Genomic DNA, 17,450 nt, shown 5'->3' on the forward strand with positions numbered 1-17,450 from the left:
CGCCTATGAAAAAGAAATTCTTTCTATCCGCATTATTGATTAGCCTTTTCGGCCTTGCTGCTGCAAAACCAGTTCAGGCTGATACCAGCGTCGCAGATATTCAAAAGAGAGGCGAACTGGTTGTCGGTGTGAAACAAGACGTTCCCAATTTCGGTTACAAGGATCCCAAGACAGGGACCTATTCTGGTATCGAAACTGACTTGGCCAAGATGGTAGCTGATGAGCTCAAGGTCAAGGTTCGTTATGTGCCGGTTACAGCACAAACTCGAGGTCCCCTTCTAGATAATGAACAGGTCGATATGGATATTGCGACCTTTACCATCACAGACGAACGAAAAAAACTCTACAACTTCACCAGCCCTTACTACACCGACGCTTCTGGCTTTTTGGTCAATAAGTCTGCCAAAATCAAAAGCATTGAGGACCTAAACGGCAAAACTATCGGAGTTGCCCAAGGTTCCATTACTCAGCGCTTAATTACCGAACTGGGTAAAAAGAAAGGCTTGACCTTTAAATTCGTCGAACTTGGTTCCTACCCAGAATTGATTACTTCCCTACACGCTCACCGTATTGATGCCTTTTCCGTTGACCGCTCGATTCTGTCTGGCTATATCAGTAAACGCACAGTACTACTAGATGATAGTTTCAAGCCATCTGACTACGGTATCGTTACCAAGAAATCAAATACAGAGCTCAACAACTATCTTGATAACTTGGTCACCAAATGGAGCAAGGATGGCAGTTTGCAAAAACTCTATGATCGTTACAAGCTCAAACCATCTAGCCATACTGCAGATTAAGGAGGATACCCCATGACAGATTTATCATCTTGGACTGCCTATTTTCAGGATTTTGGACAATTTTTCAATGGTTTCCTCTTCACTCTTGCCCTAGCGATTGGATCCTTTATCCTAGCCATGGTTTTGGGCATCTTCTTTGGAGCCATGTCAACCAGCAAACGTCCTATTTTGCGTATTTTAGCTCGCATCTTCGTGGAATTTTACCAAAACACTCCCCTCTTGGTGCAGTTTGTCATCGTCTTTTATGGTCTACCTCTTATCAGTGACCACACCATCATGATTCCAATTTATTGGACAGCTGTACTCTGCGTGGGACTCTATCACGGCGCCTATATTGCTGAGGTGATTCGTTCAGGGATTCAATCTATCCCTAGCGGTCAGATGGAGGCCGCCTTGTCGCAAGGTTTTACCTATATCAGTGCCATGCGCTTGATTATCTTGCCTCAGGCCTTTCGTATCATTCTCCCTCCTTTGACCAACCAAATAGTCAACCTCATCAAGAATACCTCTACAGTCGCTATCATCTCTGGAGTCGACTTGATGTTTGTGACCAAATCTTGGTCAGCACTTAACGGAAACTATATTCCAGCCTTTCTAGGTGCTGCTCTTCTCTACTTTTCTCTCTGCTTCCCTGTTGCCCAGTTTGGTCGCAAGATGGAGCAAGCCAACAAAAAAGCCTATTCACTTTAGGAGGTTACTATGGAATCCATTTTAGAAGTTTTGACCCCAGATAACCTAATCTTTATCTTTAAAGGATTTGGCTTGACCCTCTACATTTCTCTAATTGCCATCGTCCTCTCTACCCTTATCGGTACGGTACTAGCTGTCATGAGAAATGGGAAAAATCCTGTCTTACGCATTATCTCCAGCATTTACATCGAGTTTGTGCGTAACGTTCCTAACCTCCTCTGGATTTTCACTATCTTTTTAGTTTTTAAGATGAAGTCCACTCCAGCAGGTATTACAGCCTTTACTCTCTTTACATCAGCGGCCCTAGCTGAGATTATTCGAGGCGGTCTCAATGCCGTAGACAAGGGGCAGTACGAAGCAGGAATGTCGCAGGGATTTACCTCAGCCCAAATCCTCTACCACATCATTCTCCCACAAGCCATTCGCAAAATGTTGCCAGCTATCATTTCTCAGTTTGTAACCGTGATTAAGGATACCAGTCTTCTCTACTCTGTTATCGCCCTACAAGAACTCTTTGGAGCTAGCCAAATTCTCATGGGCCGTTATTTCGAACCAGAGCAGGTCTTCAGTCTGTATATCCTGATTGCTCTCATCTACTTCAGCTTCAACCTAGCAATTTCGAGCCTATCTCATATGCTAGCCAAACGTTGGCAACAAGCTGCAGAATAAACAGCAACTCTCCAGTTCAATTGGAGAGTTTTTCTACTCAATCTCCAAAAAAACACTGCCAGATTTTTCTAGCAGTGTTTTGACATTTCATTTGCTTAGTAAATTGTTCTTTCAGTTTCTACATCGAAGAAGTGTGCTTTGTTCAAGTCAAATCCAAGTTCAACTGTTGCACCTGTTTGCAAGTAGTCACGAGCATCCACTTTGGCAACAAATTCATCTTTACCAACTTGGCAGTATAGGTGAGATTCTGAACCAAGCAATTCTGATACTGAGATAGTAGCTTTGACAACTGATTCTGGGAATGTTTCAAGGAAAGCAGGCTCTGCATTCACGTCTTCTGGACGAATACCGAAGATCAATTCTTTACCTTCGTAGCCTTTTTCACGAAGAACTTTCAATGCTCCTTCTGGAACTTTCAAACAGAAACCGTCAGAAACAATTTCGCTACCAACCAATTTCACGTTGATGAAGTTCATAGCTGGGCTTCCGATGAATCCTGCTACGAATTTGTTAACTGGATTTTTGTAAACTTCTTGAGGTGTACCGATTTGTTCAACACGTCCGATAGTACCTGTACCAGCAGGGTTCTTAGTTGCTGACATGATAACGATACGGTCTGCAAGTGTCATCGCTTCTGTTTGGTCGTGAGTTACGTAGATAGTTGTAGCTCCGATACGACGGTGGATTTTAGCGATTTCAGCACGCATAGATACACGAAGTTTTGCATCCAAGTTTGACAAAGGTTCGTCCATCAAGAATACTTTTGCATCACGGACGATGGCACGACCCATGGCAACACGTTGACGTTGACCTCCTGAAAGGTCAGCTGGTTTACGATCCAAGAATTCTTTCAAACCAAGGATTGCTGCTGCTTCTTGCACACGTTTGTCGATGTCTTCCTTGCTGTATTTACGCAATTTCAAACCGAAAGCCATGTTGTCATAAACAGTCATGTGTGGGTAAAGAGCATAGTTTTGGAATACCATGGCGATATCACGGTCTTTTGGAGCTACGTCGTTGACAACCACGCCATCGATAGATGCAGTACCTTCTGTGATGTCTTCAAGACCAGCAATCATACGAAGAGTTGTTGATTTACCACATCCTGAAGGACCTACGAAAACGATAAACTCTTTGTCTTTGATGTCCAAGTTGAAGTCTTCAACTGAGTAGTGTTCGCTGTTTGGATATTTTTTGTAAATATTTTTAAGATTTAATTCTACCATGAGGTGAACTCCTTTTGTATTTTGATAGTTTTATTATAAATGAAAACGCTTAACTTTTCTATGGCAAGGTGACCAAAAAATAAAAAAGTTCTGTGCAACTTGCACAAAACTTTAGAGAATATCTGGTAAAATCAACTGATAACACAAGGTCAGATCAGTCAATTCCTTCAACTGAAGCCCTGTCAATTCTTCCCATTTATCAATCTTGTATTGGAGAGAATTGCGGTGCAGATAGAGTTGCTGGGCTGTTTTTGTTAGGACAGCACTATTTTCCCAAAGAGAGAGAATGATTTCCTGAATCTGGTCCTGATCCAAGATCATCTGGTGCAAGCATTCCTTGATTGCCTTCAAGTTCACGAGTCTTTCTCCCATACTCCAAAGATAGAGCTGAGAAAAAGTATGAACGCCTTGGTGACCCTGACGCCACCAAGTCTTAAACAAATCCCGCTCTGCTTTAATCAAGTCTGATAAGCCATGATGTCCTGTCTGAGACCAAACCTGGCCCAACATGATTGACAGACGCAGTCCAAAGTCATACTCAACCGCTTCAATCGTATCACTTAAAATAGCTCGTACAGAGGTGTACTTATCTTGTTGTAGCACGAAAACATAGTCCTGAGCTCCGACCTGAAGCATCGCCTGACAGCTCGGAAAAAGAGTCCGCATCATATCTAGCCAAGAAGCTAGATTTTCCTGCTGAAAATAGGAAAGATGGCAATAAACCAACTGAATCTTTTTAAAAGTTTTTGGTGCCTGTCCCTTGCCCTCAATCAGATAGGAATACCAAGGATTGAGCGAACGAGCCTGCTCCTGCTGGGTCAAAAGGGAAACCAACTGCTTTTCACGCTCACTGAGCCCATCTTCTTCCAGCAAAATCCACTGCTGAGAAGCTAAAGGGAGGGTGAGATAGCCCTCTTTCTCTACTGGTTGGTCTGAAATCTGAGCCTCAGGAAACCAGTCTTGTAGTTCTTTTGCCATCATGTCCTAGCCCTCCACTTTTTGGACGCACCACGAAATCAAGCTCTCAAGACGTTCCAGATTTTCAGTCATATGGAGATAGCCCATGACTGCTTCAAAACCTGTGGACATACGGTAAGTCACCACATCAGCATTTTTTGCCTTGGTGTGACTATTGGTATTGCGGCCACGTTTGTAGATTTCTTCTTCTTTTTCCGTCAGGACTTGCTCCTCTAACATAAGGGAAATCAGGCTAGCCTGAGCTTTGGCCGACACATACTTGGTCGCCTCTTGATGGAGTTTATTGGGTTTGGTCATGCCTTTGAGGATGAGGTGACGACGAATATACATAGAATACACCGCGTCCCCCTCAAAAGCTAGCGCAATCCCGTTAATGAGATTGACATCAATCACGTGTCCACCTCACTCCATCTTTGGTGTCAAGGAGTTTAATCCCTTGAGCAGCTAATTGGTCACGGATCTGGTCCGCTGTCGCAAAGTCACGATTGGCACGCGCTTCTTGGCGTTTTTGAATCAAGTCTTCAATCTCTGCATCCAAAACTTCCTCAACAAAGACAATTCCAAAGACCTCTAACATAGCCGCAAGAGCTTTCTTAACCACTGCATCATAGTTGCCTGAATTGATCCATTTTGCCATTTCAAAGACTACTGTAATACCGTTGGCAGAGTTGAAATCCTCATCCATAGCAGCTACAAACTTATCTTTAAAGGCCTGTAACTCTTGAGCATCTACAGTTCCAGTAAACGGTTGCTCGTAAGTATTCTTCAGATACTTAAGATTAGTCTCTGCATCGCGCACCGCTTTTTCCGTAAAGTTGATTGGCTTGCGATAATGTTGAGTAGCAAAGAAGAATCGAAGTACCTGTCCGTCAAGAGTTTTAAGGGCATCGTGCACTGTGATAAAGTTACCCAAGGACTTGGACATCTTGACATTATCGATATTGACAAAGCCATTATGCATCCAGTAGTTAGCAAAGGTCTTGTCTGTTTTGGCTTCTGACTGGGCAATTTCGTTGGTATGATGCGGAAACTCAAGGTCAGCTCCACCACCGTGGATATCAATGGTATCACCTAAAATCTCTGTAGACATGACTGAACACTCGATATGCCAGCCCGGACGACCAGTTCCCCAAGGACTGTCCCAAGAAATCTCGCCTGGTTTGGCAGCTTTCCAGAGGGCAAAGTCCACAGGATTTTCCTTACGAGCCGTTTCCTCATCGGTACGACCTGAAGCACCCAGTTCCAAATCTTCCAAGGTTTTATTAGCCAACTTAGCATAGTTGTGTGATTTTTCCACACGGAAATAAACATCCCCTTGACTCTCATAAGCAAAGCCTTTTTCAATCAAATCTTCCACAAAGCGGATAATGTCAGCCATAAACTCCACCACACGCGGATGGCGAGTCGCAGGTTTGACGCCCAAGGCCATCACATCCTCACGAAAGGCAGCGATGTACTTGTCCGCAACCTCCTGAGGAGTAATCCCTTCTTCCTTGGCACGGTTGATAATCTTATCATCTACATCCGTAAAATTGGAAATATAGGCAACCTCGTAACCACGGTATTCGAAGTAACGTCGAATAGTATCAAAAGCTACCGTCGAACGGGCATTTCCCACGTGGATATAGTTATACACGGTTGGCCCACAAACATACATCTTGACCTTGCTGTCCTCAATCGGGACAAATTCTCGCAAATCACGAGACATGGTATCGTAAATTTTAATCATAAATCATAATCAGGAAAACTAAAATCCAAGAACAGTTAGTTTCATCACTAAGAGTTCAATTGAATTTTAATCCGAATATCTCTACACTTCGGAATCCCTTGCTCCTTTCTCATTTAGATAAACCACTTGAGTCTGTTTGACAAAGCCAATTTTTTCATACAAGCGCTTGGCACCTACATTGCTATCTTCTACTGCAATCTGAAATTCCTTTTCATTTTGCTCAATCAGTTGGTTGACAAGGGATTTTGCTAAGTAGCTTCCATAGCCTTTCCCACGTTCAGGTTCCGATATTGCTAAACCGTAGAAGTAATTCGTATCGCTCGATAAATCAACCGTGCAAGTTCCAATAACCTGACCATCTTTTAATAAAATATATAGGCGACTTTCTGGATCCTTCAGAGCTTCAGCGACATATCTATCCACAATTTCTCTAGATTCATGTTCCTCTGAGAATGCCTGAAATTTTAATTGGCCAATTTGATCCTGATACGAACTATCTGCTAACAAAGCTTCAAGATTAGAAAGTTTTGCTAACGGATAAGGGCTTCTATCCTTACCTAACCAGGTTTCTGTCTCTTCATCCTCAACCAGTCCCAAATTGCTGACTAAATCAGGATGGCGGTCTAGAAAAACACGCTCTGTCTGAAAAGTAACTGAACGAATAGGAAAAGAAGCTGTTTCTCTCTCAAAACTAGTAAACAATGCACGCGCAATTCCCTGACGGCGATGATTTGGATGAACCAGTATCGTCACTTCCACATCTTGGTCATCAGCATAGACAGTTAATAAACCAACAAGTTCGCCTTTTTCATAATAAAGGAAAAAGGCGGGCATGTTTGGGTCAAAATTAAGCATGTTAGAGAGATAGGGATCACGGTAGGTACCGTCATAGTTTTGGCAACAGTTAATTAGTTTTTTCGCCTCAAATAACTCCTCTTGGCTTAACTTGTTTCTTGCTTGAATCATATAGGTATCCTCTACAAACCAGAAGATCTGTGACTGGCTTCTTTAGCCTGCTCGAGTTTATTGACATAATACTCTCGTTTTTCTTCGACTTCGTGAATGACCGGCTCATCTTTCTTACCATGAACTCGGACAATCTTGGCCGGAATACCGACAACCGTCACATCACTAGGTACATCTGCCACGACAACTGCTGCTGCTCCAACCTTGGCATTTTCACCGATTTCCACAGGTCCGATAACTTGGGCATGGGCTGATATGAGAGCTCCCTTACGAACCGTCGGATGTCGTTTGCCAACATCCTTACCAGTTCCACCAAGAGTCACTCCATGATAAAGGAGAACGCCTTTTTCAACGATCGCTGTTTCCCCAATCACCAGACCAGAACCATGGTCGATAAAGACACCTGAATCAATCTGGGCACCTGGATGAATCTCAATCTGAGTCCAAAAGCGCCAAAACTGACTATTCATACGAGCCAAGAGTTTGAAGCCATGCTTCCATAGAAAATGCGAGAGACGGTGGGCCGCCAAGGCCTTGACACCTGGATAAGTCAGCAAAACCTCCAAAGTGGTGCGGGCCGCTGGATCATTTTCTTTTACGATATCAATGGTTTCGCGCCACCATCCCATACATTTCTCCTTTTCTTATTCTGAATCTTTTGGTGTTTCTGTAAATTCTTTCTTAGGTTTGTGGTCCTTGTGATGACGTGGACGGTGAGGACGCTCAGACTTTTCACCTTTTTCATCATGCTCAGGTTTTGGAGGACGAGGAAGAAGAGCCTTCATAGAAGCATCAACACGGCCTTTTTCATCAATCTTGATAACCTTAACATCGACTTCATCACCGATTTCTACCAAGTCTTCTACACGATTAGTGCGAGTCCAAGCCATTTCCGAAATGTGAACGAGGGCATCCGTCTTGTCAAAGAGGTTGACAAAGGCACCAAATTTCTCGATACGAACAACCTTAGCATGGTAAACTTCATCCACTTTAGCTTCACGAACCAAGCCAGCAATGATTTCTTTGGCACGGTTAATAGCATCTTGGTCGCTAGAATAGATAGACACATTTCCTTCTTCGTCGATATCAATTTTAACGCCTGTTTCAGCGATAATCTTGTCGATGGTTTCTCCACCCTTACCGATGACAATCTTAATCTTGTCCACATCAATCTTGATGGTATCAATTTTCGGAGCAGTTGGAGCCAATTCTGGACGAACTTCTGGAATGGTTGCTTCAATCACATCAAGGATTTCAAAACGCGCTTTCTTGGCTTGGGCAAGAGCTTCCGTCAAGATTTCTGCAGTGATTCCTTGAATCTTGATATCCATTTGAAGGGCTGTAATCCCGTCACGAGTACCTGCAACCTTAAAGTCCATATCTCCAAAGTGGTCTTCCAAACCTTGGATATCTGTCAAGACTGTATAGTTGTTTCCATCTGAGATGAGACCCATGGCAATCCCTGCTACTGGGGCCTTGATTGGCACCCCACCAGCCATAAGGGCAAGAGTTCCAGCACAGATAGAAGCCTGAGATGAAGAACCATTTGATTCCAAGACCTCAGCTACCAAGCGGATAGCATATGGGAATTCTTCCAAACTTGGCAAGACTTGAGCAAGGGCACGCTCACCCAGAGCACCGTGACCAATCTCACGACGACCTGGCGCACCGTAACGGCCAGTTTCCCCTACAGAGTATTGTGGGAAGTTATAGTGGTGCATAAAGCGTTTCTTGTACTCTGGATCCAAACCATCAATGATTTGAGTTTCTCCCATTGGAGCCAAGGTCAAGACTGAAAGGGCTTGAGTTTGTCCACGAGTGAAGAGACCTGAACCGTGCACACGAGGAAGGAAGTCAACAACCGCATCCAAAGGACGGATTTCATCGACCTTACGACCATCAGGACGAACCTTATCTTCTGTAATCAAACGGCGCACTTCAGCGTGTTCCATTTGTTCCAAGATTTCAGCCACATCACGCATGATACGGTCAAATTCTTCGTGGTCCTCATATTTTTCTTGGTAAACAGCAGTTACTTGATCCTTAACTGCTTGAGTTGCCGCTTCACGAGCCAATTTTTCTTCTACTTGAACCGCTTTTTGGAGGTCACTGTTGTAGGCTGCAATGATTTCAGCTTGCAAGTCAGCATCCACATGAAGCAATTCTACTTCTGCTTTTTCTTTACCAACAGCAGCAACGATTTCTTCTTGGAAGGCAATCAATTCTTTGACTGCTTCATGCCCTTTAAGAAGGGCTTCCAACATGATTTCTTCTGACAATTCTTTGGCACCAGACTCTACCATGTTGATAGCGTACTTGGTACCTGCTACTGTCAATTCAAGAAGCGATTGCTCTGCTTGTTCTTGACTTGGGTTGATGATGATTTGACCATCTACATAGCCCACTTGTACCCCAGCAATTGGTCCGTCAAATGGAATATCTGAGATAGAAAGCGCCAAGGATGAACCAAACATAGCAGCCATTGGTGCAGAAGCATTTTCATCGTAAGAAAGGACAGTGTTAATCACTTGCACTTCGTTACGGAAACCTTCCGCAAACATTGGACGGATTGGACGGTCAATCAAACGCGCTGTCAAGGTTGCATCTGTTGAAGGACGTCCTTCACGTTTCATAAAGCCACCAGGAAACTTCCCAGCTGCATACATTTTTTCTTCATAGTTGACTTGAAGAGGGAAGAAATCCCCAGTTGCCATCTTCTTAGACATCACGGCAGCAGTCAAGACAGTTGACTCACCGTAACGCACGACAACAGAGCCATTTGCTTGCTTAGCAACCTGACCAGTCTCTACAATTAACTCACGACCCGCAAAAGTCGTTTGAAACACTTGTTTTGTCATTTTAATCCCCTTTGGATTGATGAAATTATACGCCTTGCCTACAAAGATCAAGATACTAAGGACGTTAAAAGCAAAGTAAAAATAGGAAACTGACGAAGTCTTCGATGAAGACAAGACAGTTTATCTTTTTTACACAGCTTTTCGGCCGGGTTCAATTACTCAAGATACCAAGCCGTTAAGCAACTCAAAGGAAAATAGGAAATCGAACGACGGAGCGATTGCTCCTAAGGAGATTTATCTTTTTCCACAGAGTTGTAGGCGTGTTCAATTCTCAAGATACAAATCATTAGAAAGGTTTGATGCTAAAGCATCTAAGCCTTTCACGCTATTCGCTATCGGGCGATTAGCTAAATGCTTTACTAACTCTCTCGTCAAATAACATCGATTTGACTCACTCGTGTCGCTCTTTCTTAACGTTAGTCATTAGAAAGGTTTGATGCTAAAGCATCTAAACCTTTCACGCTATTCGCTATCAGGCGATTAGCTAAATACTTTACTAACTCCCTCGTCAAATAACATCGATTTGACTCACTCGTGTCGCTCTTTCTTAACGTTAGTCATTAGAAAGGTTTGATGCTAAAGCATCTAAGCCTTTCACGATATTCGCTATCGGGCAATTAGCTAAATGCTTTACTAACTCCCTCGTCAAATAACATCGATTTGACTCACTCGTGTCGCTCTTTCTTAACGTTAGTCATTAGAAAGGTTTGATGCTAAAGCATCTAAACCTTTCATGCTAATCGCTACCATGCGATTAGCTAAATGCTTTACTAACTCCCTCATCAAATAATATAGGTTTGACTCGCTCGTGTCACTAAACCTTGCAGTTTGAATGCATTGTATTATTTAATACCCTCATCTTTGTATCAAGTACGTACAGAGTTTATTTTATCATATTTTTCTTAAAAAGTGCGGTCTTTACCATTAAAAAGGAACCATTCCCCTCAGCTGAGAAGAATGGTTTGCTTTTTATTATCCTAGAGACTGATGATTAAACAAGGCATGAGTTGCTTGGTGGATGTATTTTGCTGTTTCCGCATTGTTCATGGTATAGAGATGAACACCAGCCACATCCTGAGTTACCAAGTCCACGATTTGGTCCACTGCATAGGCAAGTCCTGCTGCTCTGAGCGACTCAGGGTCATGCTCATACTTGTCTAAAATAGCTTTAAATTTGCGTGGAAGATGGATATTCTCACAAGTCTTCAAGAGACGGAGAGCCTGATTTCGATTCAGGATTGGCATAATCCCTGCATGAATGGGTACATCAATCCCAGCCAAGATGCACTTGTCTTGGAAATCATAGAAGCGCTCATTGTCAAAGAAAAGCTGGGTTACAAGGCTCGAACAGCCTGCATCTACTTTCTTCTTAAGATTTTGAATATCTGAAATCTGATTTGGCGAATCTGGATGCCCTTCTGGATAGCAAGCACCAACAATATCAAAGTGAGGGGCTTGTTCCTTGATGAACTCAATCAAGTCCGTTGCGTAGCGGAAATCCTTTTGAGGTTCCACGTCTGGGATAATATCCCCACGAAGAGCCAAGATTTTCTGAACCCCAACCTTGTCCAAGTCAGCAATGGTTTCAGCAACCTTGTCCTTAGTCAAATAGATGGCTGGTAAGTGAGCAATAGTCGGAATCGCCAAGTCATTTTGGATAAAGTCAGCCAAACGAACCGTCGTTTCCTTGATATTAAATTTATTATTGCTGGCAGTCACACTAATAAAGTGGGGAGCCAACTCCTGCATATCTTGAAGAGCAGAAATAATGTTATCATTACCCACAGCTGGGTTGGGAGGGAACACTTCAAATGAGAGTGACGGTGTTTGGCGTGACATAGTCCTTATCCTTTTCTAGTTGATTTTTTTCGTTAGCTGGATTCCTAGAATCCAAGTGAAACAGACAGATTGACCAAACAGTGCTTCTAGAGAAATCCTTATCTTACAATTTCTCACGCGCAGCTTTAGCTGCTTCAACAAGGCGGATCAAGCTTTCTTTTGTTTCTGGAATACCACGTGTTTTCAAACCACAGTCAGGGTTGATCCAAACTTTCTTACTTGGCACTTTAGCAAGGATAGCTTCGATTGTATTGTCGATTTCGCCTTCATTTGGCACACGAGGTGAGTGGATATCGTAAACCCCAGGTCCCACTTCTGTTTGGAAGTTTTTCGCTTTGAGTTCGTCCAAGATTTCAAGGTTTGAACGGCTAGCCTCAAATGAGATAACGTCCGCATCCAAGTTGTCAATAGCTGGGATGATATCTGTAAATTCTGAGTAACACATGTGAGTGTGGATTTGTGTGTCTGGCGCTACTGTTGAGTGTACCAAGCGGAAGGCAGGAATTGCCCAGTCAAGGTAGTCTTCATACCAGTCGCTACGACGGAGTGGCAATTTTTCACGAAGAGCAGCCTCGTCGATTTGGATGATTTTCACACCAGCAGCTTCAAGGTCAAGTACTTCATCCTTGATAGCAAGAGCGATTTGAAGAGTTGAATCCTTGATAGAGATGTCTTCACGAGGGAATGACCAGTTAAGAATTGTAACAGGTCCAGTCAACATACCTTTAACAGGTTTGTTTGTACGGCTTTGTGCATAGCTAGACCATTTAACAGTGATAGGGTTAAGACGAGTGACATCACCCCAGATGATTGGTGGTTTCACCCCACGCATACCGTATGATTGTACCCAACCATTTTTAGAGAAGAGGTAACCTGACAAGTTTTGACCGAAGTACTCAACCATGTCATTACGCTCGAATTCACCGTGAACAAGGACATCAAAGTCGATATCTTCTTGCCATTTGATCCATTCATCGATCGTTTCAGCAAGGAAAGCGTCGTACTCTTCTTGAGACAATTCACCTTTACGGTAAGCCAAACGTTTCGCACGAACTTCTTTAGTTTGAGGGAATGAACCGATAGTTGTTGTTGGAAGAGCTGGAAGTTTGAAAGCTTCTTCTTGGATAGCTTCACGTTCAGCAAATGCTGGCAAACGAGTGTAGTCTGCATCAGTCAAACCAGCGATACGCGCACGAAGTTCCGCATTAACACCAACACGCTCAGTCGCAAAGAGTTCTTTGTTGGCTGCAAGCGCTTCTTCACCTTGACCATTGCGGATAGCATCCAAGTCACGGATTTCATCCAATTTTTCAACTGTAAAGGCAAAGTGGTTCAAGATAGCTGGTTCAAATTCTTCATTAGCAGTTGTAAATGGCACATGAAGAAGTGAGCATGAGCTTGTCAAGACAATGTTTTCAGCTGGGATTTGTTCAAGAACAGCCAAGCTCTTTTCGTAGTTGTTGCGCCAGATGTTTTTACCATTGACAATACCTGCATAAAGAGTCTTGTCAGCTGGGAAGCCACCTTTAACGAGTTCAAGAGTTTTCTTACCTTCAACGAAGTCAAGACCAATGGCATCTACTGGCAAGTTCACAAGGTCAGCGTAAACGTCACGAACGTCACCGAAGTAAGTTTGAAGCAAGACTTCAAGACCTTTCTTATCAGCCAAAAGTTTGTTGTAGAGGTTCAAGAAGAGAGCTTTTTCTTCAGCTGTCAAGTCTTTTACAAGAGCAGCTTCATCCAATTGGATGCGAGTTGCACCAAGTTCTGCCAATTTAGCAAAAACTTCTTGGTAAGCAGCCACTAAGCTGTCTACGAAGTCTTCTGCTTTCACACCTTCTTCAAAGTCTGACAATTGAAGGAAAGTGAATGGACCTACAAGAACTGGGCGAGTGTTCAATCCAAGTTCTTTTGCTTCTTGGAACTCATCGAAGATCTTGTGACCTGCAAGTTTGACTTGAGTATCTTTTTCAAATTTAGGAACGATGTAGTGGTAGTTGGTGTTGAACCATTTCTTCATTGGAAGGGCGCGAACGTCTCCTTTTTCTCCTTGGTAACCACGACCCAAAGCGAAGTAGCGCTCAAGATCAGACAAGTCCAAGTTTTGAACGGATGCAGGTACCACGTTGAAAAGGAAAGCTGCATCTAGGAAATTGTCATAGTGAGAAAAGTCATTTGATGGAATTTCAGTGATGCCTTTTTCTTTGACAATGTTCCAGTGTTTAGCACGCAAATCTTTTGCTGCTGCCAAGAGTTCTTCTTCTGAGATTTCTTTTCTAAAGTATTTTTCAGTTGTAAATTTTAATTCGCGGAATTCGCCCAAACGAGGGAAACCGATGATTGTAGTTGACATGATGTGTCCTCCAAAATTTGTTGTTGAAACTATCTTAACAGAAAAGGAATCATCTGTATAATTGTAAAAAATTAGGCTTTGATATAGTTTGAAACTATATCTCCATTTTAGAAAAAAGAAAAAGACCTGAGACACATGCCTCAAATCCTTTGTATAGCTTGTTTTATAGCTTTATTTCAGTTAGACGGTTCAAACGCGTTATTAGTAATCCTTATAAGTGACTATGACTTGATATTAGAAAAGACTATAGGTTGATTTTTCTTTTGTAATTCTGATATTTCCCTTAAAAAGTGCGGACGGGAGGTAAAATTATCCAGTGGATGATTTTAGCAAACCAAGTTATTTCATCCCTAATTTTTGAGCCAGAATGTCTCAAAAATTCCGTTCTAGATAATAATAAATTATTATCTAGAATACCACTATGGCGGGAAATATCCACTAAAAGCTCACTTCGTTCGCACTTGATATAAATAAAGCATAATTTTTCTATATTATACACTTGAGGCACTATAACTGTTAAATTTGTTAAAGTTTCCCAACCTCTTCCTATCAACTCTTTCTCTGTTCAAGTGGGACGATTGCTAGTGTCTTTCCTAAACTGGCTAAAACTTTCAATACCGTATCCAACTAGGGGCTAGTCTTACCTGTTTCCATCCTAGCTATGACAGGCTGGCTTACTCCACTAAGTTCTTCCAGCTTTTTCTGACTAATTCCTTGCTCATGTCTAGCTACTATCAACTCACTCATGATAGCTACTCACATATCACTTTCAAGGATTTCCTCCTTGGTAAAGAGTTCTGATCGGACATCCTTCCAATTGCTACCAATAGCACTATTCTTCATCACTTACCCCTCTTTCTTTTAGGTCCTACAACTCACGCTTAGTTTTTTTAAAATTATAACTCAAAAGTTATTAAAAGTAAATCTGAACACTCATAAAAAGAAGACCTTAGAAAAATTCCAAAGGTCTCATCTTTATTATTATTCGAAAAAAATACGAGAAGAGTTATAAGTTGAAGGCAATCCTTACTATTATTCCAGCTCTATTCCCTTCTCTCGGAGATTAGCCAGACATTCCTCATAGTATGCATCGTCATGTTCGCTATAGATAGGACTAGTCAACTTCTCCTCTGCTAAATCTTCATAGAGAGGACAGGTCTTACCTCGGTAGTTCTTGTCCAGCCACTCTTGACTGACATTGTAGCCACGGTTAGCCATCTCCTCCATGATCAAGTCATGATAGGCATAGAGACGATAGGGCGAGTGGGTAAAAACATAGTCCACCGTCGCATGCTTTCTGCCCCAACCATTACCACGCAGGGCGCAACACTCTCGATGCTGCCCCAAGAGTTGAGGACGGGGAAGTTGTGAAATCAAAGCCTCATGCCAAAGTCTCATGGGAGTCTCCTTTCAGTAAAGTCGAATGTTGCAAATAGGTATTTGGATAGCGATCAAGCAAGTCTCGAGTCTTAGTGATCAAGTCTTCCTTAGAAGCCTGACCAAAGCGGTAGCGATCCAGCAAGAGCATATAGTCCTTGCGCTCAGCATCTGTCGCTTTCTTTTTAAAATAGCCCCAAATATGCTGAAAGGCATTGCAAACCTGACCCCTGTGTTCTGGAATCTGACAGACACGGTCAATCATTTCTTGAACATGACTCACCTCCACCTCTTCATTCTTCAAGTATTGGCGAATCTCATTGTAAATATTGCTGGAATGGCTCAAAACGAGGTATTTGTTTCTAGCCCAGAGTTGCTGGCACTGGGATTTTTGATTAGTTTGTTCCATGTTTCTCCTTACTTTCTATCAGTTTCCAGGAAATATGGAAACAAATTTGCATCTTAAAAATGAGCGAATCAATGACTTCACATGACTGAATGTATGAATCTTTTTTCTTCTTCTAAAAATTTCCTGACACTTAGGAAACAAAGTAATAATTCTCTTTTAGTTCTCGGAAACGGTCAAAACCTAGAATACCCTCATTTTGTAATCTGCCCAAAACGACACTAGGATGAATATCTATCTCCTCAGAAAATCGAAGGATATCTGTCTTATCAAAGTTTCCTTTTTCTACAAAAGCTTGATAATCTTCTGGTCTAATCAAGAAATCTTTTGCAAACTGGTCTGCCTGTTCCTCAGAACGAAGATAGGACTCACTGTTTCCTTCATCAGATGAAAAATCATTTTCCAGAATGTGCCCAATCTCATGGAAGAGTGAGAACCAAAAAATATCTGTCGCTTTGTTTCGATCCGTAAGTAAAAGCAAGGCACTACCATTGCTAAATTTTTTAGTCGCTCCATTTAGATTGGCATTTGGCAAAGCAGGTAGACCTACTAGGACCACACCACAATCTAGCAAGATATCATACAATCGTTGAGGAAAAACTTCTGGATCTTGTCTGGTCAACTTTCTCAACGCAGGCAGACTTCTCTCTAGCTTTCTGCGATTTAACTTAGTTGTCGTTTTATCACGCGCTTTTTTAGATGCCAACTCCAGCATGATATTAGAGTTTACTATACTTTTAGTTGTAAACTCACGCGTATTCCGATAGCTAACTAGATGGTTAAAAGATGTAAGGTTTTCTAAACTTGCCACACCAAGAATCTTGCGAAGCTCGATAATCTTTTCCTTCAAAGTATAGCGTTTGTCTGGAACGTAGCCTTCTTCCTTAAAATACTTGAAATCAATCATCTCACAGATGTCTTTTTCGCCACCTTCTTCTAGCTCTCTTTGTTCTACAATCTCTGCCACTTTTACATCGTAAGCATTTTGAAGATTGAGCCAGGTTTGCATGGAAACTCCGCTTAGCTTGGCTAACTTATGAGCCGTTTCTTTACTGATGGACTCCTCAGCATTGACGAGCTTGCTGACAGTCTTTGCCGAAACTCCCAAACGCTCCGCAAATTCCTTCTGCGTTACATTATAATCTTCGATTAACTCACTGACATACTGACCTGGATGAAAAGCAATCAGGTCTTTGTATTCAACAATTTTATTACTCATAGTGATTGCTGACCTCCTCTATTTTTAGGATTTCGATTTCAACGGGACTTGGAAACACCTTTTCTAAATCCTCCTCACGAAATTCTACAATCAACCGATAGGAACTCCTTCGACTATCTATATCCAAAGCAAACTGTCCTTGTCTCTTTCCCTTAAGTTGGTGAAAGTGATACTTAGGAAAAGCCGTCACACTAGCCAAAGAATCCGCCGCTTCCAAAAAGTTAATCAACTGATGCAACTTTACCGCAACCTTTTCCGAAAAATCCTTTTTCGCCTGCCTCAGCTCTGTGCACTGCTTTTTAACAGTTTTGTTTGTATAGATAAGCTTCATATGTCCCTT

At 42.3% G+C, this 17,450-nt stretch carries 16 protein-coding genes and 1 pseudogene; 3 read left to right on the forward strand and 14 right to left on the reverse strand.

Annotated elements, in window-relative coordinates:
• The first annotated feature begins 5 nt into the window (after nucleotides 1-5).
• From SK637_RS07330 to SK637_RS07340, 3 genes are read left to right on the forward strand one after another with little or no spacing between them, the layout of a single operon-like run.
• Nucleotides 6-800 carry a transporter substrate-binding domain-containing protein gene (locus SK637_RS07330; RefSeq protein WP_080710553.1) on the forward strand — a complete coding sequence of 265 codons (795 nt, stop codon included), beginning with the start codon at nucleotides 6-8 and terminating at the stop codon, nucleotides 798-800.
• Nucleotides 801-812: 12 nt separating this feature from the next.
• The gene (locus tag SK637_RS07335) at nucleotides 813-1,490 is read left to right on the forward strand and encodes an amino acid ABC transporter permease (RefSeq protein ID WP_000131145.1); all 678 of its coding nucleotides are present in this window, start codon (nucleotides 813-815) and stop codon (nucleotides 1,488-1,490) included.
• 9 nt (nucleotides 1,491-1,499) lie between these two features.
• Nucleotides 1,500-2,159: an amino acid ABC transporter permease gene (locus SK637_RS07340; RefSeq protein ID WP_033689194.1), complete on the forward strand. Its 660-nt coding sequence runs from the start codon at nucleotides 1,500-1,502 to the stop codon at nucleotides 2,157-2,159.
• Between the two features lie 95 nt (nucleotides 2,160-2,254).
• Here SK637_RS07340 and SK637_RS07345 read toward each other — a convergent pair whose 3' ends face one another.
• From SK637_RS07345 to SK637_RS07435, 14 genes and pseudogenes are all read right to left on the reverse strand, one after another.
• Nucleotides 2,255-3,385, reverse strand: coding sequence for an ABC transporter ATP-binding protein (locus SK637_RS07345; protein ID WP_033689195.1), 1,131 nt, complete (start codon nucleotides 3,383-3,385; stop codon nucleotides 2,255-2,257).
• Between the two features lie 111 nt (nucleotides 3,386-3,496).
• Nucleotides 3,497-4,366, reverse strand: coding sequence for a helix-turn-helix domain-containing protein (locus SK637_RS07350; protein ID WP_033689196.1), 870 nt, complete (start codon nucleotides 4,364-4,366; stop codon nucleotides 3,497-3,499).
• A 3-nt stretch (nucleotides 4,367-4,369) separates the two neighbouring features.
• Nucleotides 4,370-4,756, reverse strand: coding sequence for a Mini-ribonuclease 3 (locus tag SK637_RS07355; RefSeq protein ID WP_033689197.1), 387 nt, complete (start codon nucleotides 4,754-4,756; stop codon nucleotides 4,370-4,372).
• Nucleotides 4,749-6,092: a cysteine--tRNA ligase gene (gene cysS / locus SK637_RS07360; protein WP_033689198.1), complete on the reverse strand. Its 1,344-nt coding sequence runs from the start codon at nucleotides 6,090-6,092 to the stop codon at nucleotides 4,749-4,751. Before cysS ends, SK637_RS07355 begins: the two co-directional genes overlap by 8 nt.
• A gap of 81 nt (nucleotides 6,093-6,173) precedes the next feature.
• Nucleotides 6,174-7,058 carry a GNAT family N-acetyltransferase gene (locus SK637_RS07370; RefSeq protein WP_033689199.1) on the reverse strand — a complete coding sequence of 295 codons (885 nt, stop codon included), beginning with the start codon at nucleotides 7,056-7,058 and terminating at the stop codon, nucleotides 6,174-6,176.
• An 11-nt stretch (nucleotides 7,059-7,069) separates the two neighbouring features.
• On the reverse strand, nucleotides 7,070-7,687 hold the full coding sequence (gene cysE / locus SK637_RS07375) for a serine O-acetyltransferase (RefSeq protein ID WP_033689200.1): 618 nt from the start codon (nucleotides 7,685-7,687) through the stop codon (nucleotides 7,070-7,072).
• A 15-nt stretch (nucleotides 7,688-7,702) separates the two neighbouring features.
• Nucleotides 7,703-9,916 carry a polyribonucleotide nucleotidyltransferase gene (pnp, locus tag SK637_RS07380; RefSeq protein WP_033689201.1) on the reverse strand — a complete coding sequence of 738 codons (2,214 nt, stop codon included), beginning with the start codon at nucleotides 9,914-9,916 and terminating at the stop codon, nucleotides 7,703-7,705.
• 972 nt (nucleotides 9,917-10,888) lie between these two features.
• Entirely contained in the window at nucleotides 10,889-11,755 is an 867-nt protein-coding gene (gene metF / locus SK637_RS07405; RefSeq protein WP_000089967.1) for a methylenetetrahydrofolate reductase [NAD(P)H], read from the reverse strand.
• Nucleotides 11,756-11,858: 103 nt separating this feature from the next.
• On the reverse strand, nucleotides 11,859-14,108 hold the full coding sequence (gene metE / locus SK637_RS07410; protein ID WP_033689202.1) for a 5-methyltetrahydropteroyltriglutamate--homocysteine S-methyltransferase: 2,250 nt from the start codon (nucleotides 14,106-14,108) through the stop codon (nucleotides 11,859-11,861).
• 549 nt (nucleotides 14,109-14,657) lie between these two features.
• Nucleotides 14,658-14,951 (reverse strand): annotated as a pseudogene (locus SK637_RS07415) (helix-turn-helix domain-containing protein).
• A 189-nt stretch (nucleotides 14,952-15,140) separates the two neighbouring features.
• Nucleotides 15,141-15,506, reverse strand: coding sequence for a TIGR02328 family protein (locus SK637_RS07420; protein WP_033689203.1), 366 nt, complete (start codon nucleotides 15,504-15,506; stop codon nucleotides 15,141-15,143).
• Nucleotides 15,490-15,894, reverse strand: coding sequence for a YbgA family protein (locus tag SK637_RS07425; protein WP_033689204.1), 405 nt, complete (start codon nucleotides 15,892-15,894; stop codon nucleotides 15,490-15,492). Before SK637_RS07425 ends, SK637_RS07420 begins: the two co-directional genes overlap by 17 nt.
• 130 nt (nucleotides 15,895-16,024) lie before the next feature.
• Nucleotides 16,025-17,110, reverse strand: coding sequence for a HigA family addiction module antitoxin (locus SK637_RS07430; RefSeq protein WP_033689205.1), 1,086 nt, complete (start codon nucleotides 17,108-17,110; stop codon nucleotides 16,025-16,027).
• Nucleotides 17,103-17,441: a type II toxin-antitoxin system RelE/ParE family toxin gene (locus tag SK637_RS07435; protein WP_033689206.1), complete on the reverse strand. Its 339-nt coding sequence runs from the start codon at nucleotides 17,439-17,441 to the stop codon at nucleotides 17,103-17,105. Before SK637_RS07435 ends, SK637_RS07430 begins: the two co-directional genes overlap by 8 nt.
• Between the last annotated feature and the right edge of the window lie 9 nt (nucleotides 17,442-17,450).

The sequence above is a fragment of the Streptococcus mitis genome, assembly GCF_000722765.2.
Classification (GTDB): domain Bacteria; phylum Bacillota; class Bacilli; order Lactobacillales; family Streptococcaceae; genus Streptococcus; species Streptococcus mitis_AQ.

What these genes read in the sequence shown, in the direction of transcription:
- cysS (WP_033689198.1), bottom strand. Translation starts at nt 6,092, where the DNA reads ATGATTAAAATTTACGATACCATGTCTCGTGATTTGCGAGAATTTGTC.
- metE (WP_033689202.1), bottom strand. Translation starts at nt 14,108, where the DNA reads ATGTCAACTACAATCATCGGTTTCCCTCGTTTGGGCGAATTCCGCGAA.
- SK637_RS07330 (WP_080710553.1), top strand. Translation starts at nt 6, where the DNA reads ATGAAAAAGAAATTCTTTCTATCCGCATTATTGATTAGCCTTTTCGGC.
- pnp (WP_033689201.1), bottom strand. Translation starts at nt 9,916, where the DNA reads ATGACAAAACAAGTGTTTCAAACGACTTTTGCGGGTCGTGAGTTAATT.
- metF (WP_000089967.1), bottom strand. Translation starts at nt 11,755, where the DNA reads ATGTCACGCCAAACACCGTCACTCTCATTTGAAGTGTTCCCTCCCAAC.
- cysE (WP_033689200.1), bottom strand. Translation starts at nt 7,687, where the DNA reads ATGGGATGGTGGCGCGAAACCATTGATATCGTAAAAGAAAATGATCCA.
- SK637_RS07370 (WP_033689199.1), bottom strand. Translation starts at nt 7,058, where the DNA reads ATGATTCAAGCAAGAAACAAGTTAAGCCAAGAGGAGTTATTTGAGGCG.
- SK637_RS07430 (WP_033689205.1), bottom strand. Translation starts at nt 17,110, where the DNA reads ATGAGTAATAAAATTGTTGAATACAAAGACCTGATTGCTTTTCATCCA.
- SK637_RS07425 (WP_033689204.1), bottom strand. Translation starts at nt 15,894, where the DNA reads ATGGAACAAACTAATCAAAAATCCCAGTGCCAGCAACTCTGGGCTAGA.
- SK637_RS07420 (WP_033689203.1), bottom strand. Translation starts at nt 15,506, where the DNA reads ATGAGACTTTGGCATGAGGCTTTGATTTCACAACTTCCCCGTCCTCAA.
- SK637_RS07335 (WP_000131145.1), top strand. Translation starts at nt 813, where the DNA reads ATGACAGATTTATCATCTTGGACTGCCTATTTTCAGGATTTTGGACAA.
- SK637_RS07435 (WP_033689206.1), bottom strand. Translation starts at nt 17,441, where the DNA reads ATGAAGCTTATCTATACAAACAAAACTGTTAAAAAGCAGTGCACAGAG.
- SK637_RS07340 (WP_033689194.1), top strand. Translation starts at nt 1,500, where the DNA reads ATGGAATCCATTTTAGAAGTTTTGACCCCAGATAACCTAATCTTTATC.
- SK637_RS07345 (WP_033689195.1), bottom strand. Translation starts at nt 3,385, where the DNA reads ATGGTAGAATTAAATCTTAAAAATATTTACAAAAAATATCCAAACAGC.
- SK637_RS07350 (WP_033689196.1), bottom strand. Translation starts at nt 4,366, where the DNA reads ATGATGGCAAAAGAACTACAAGACTGGTTTCCTGAGGCTCAGATTTCA.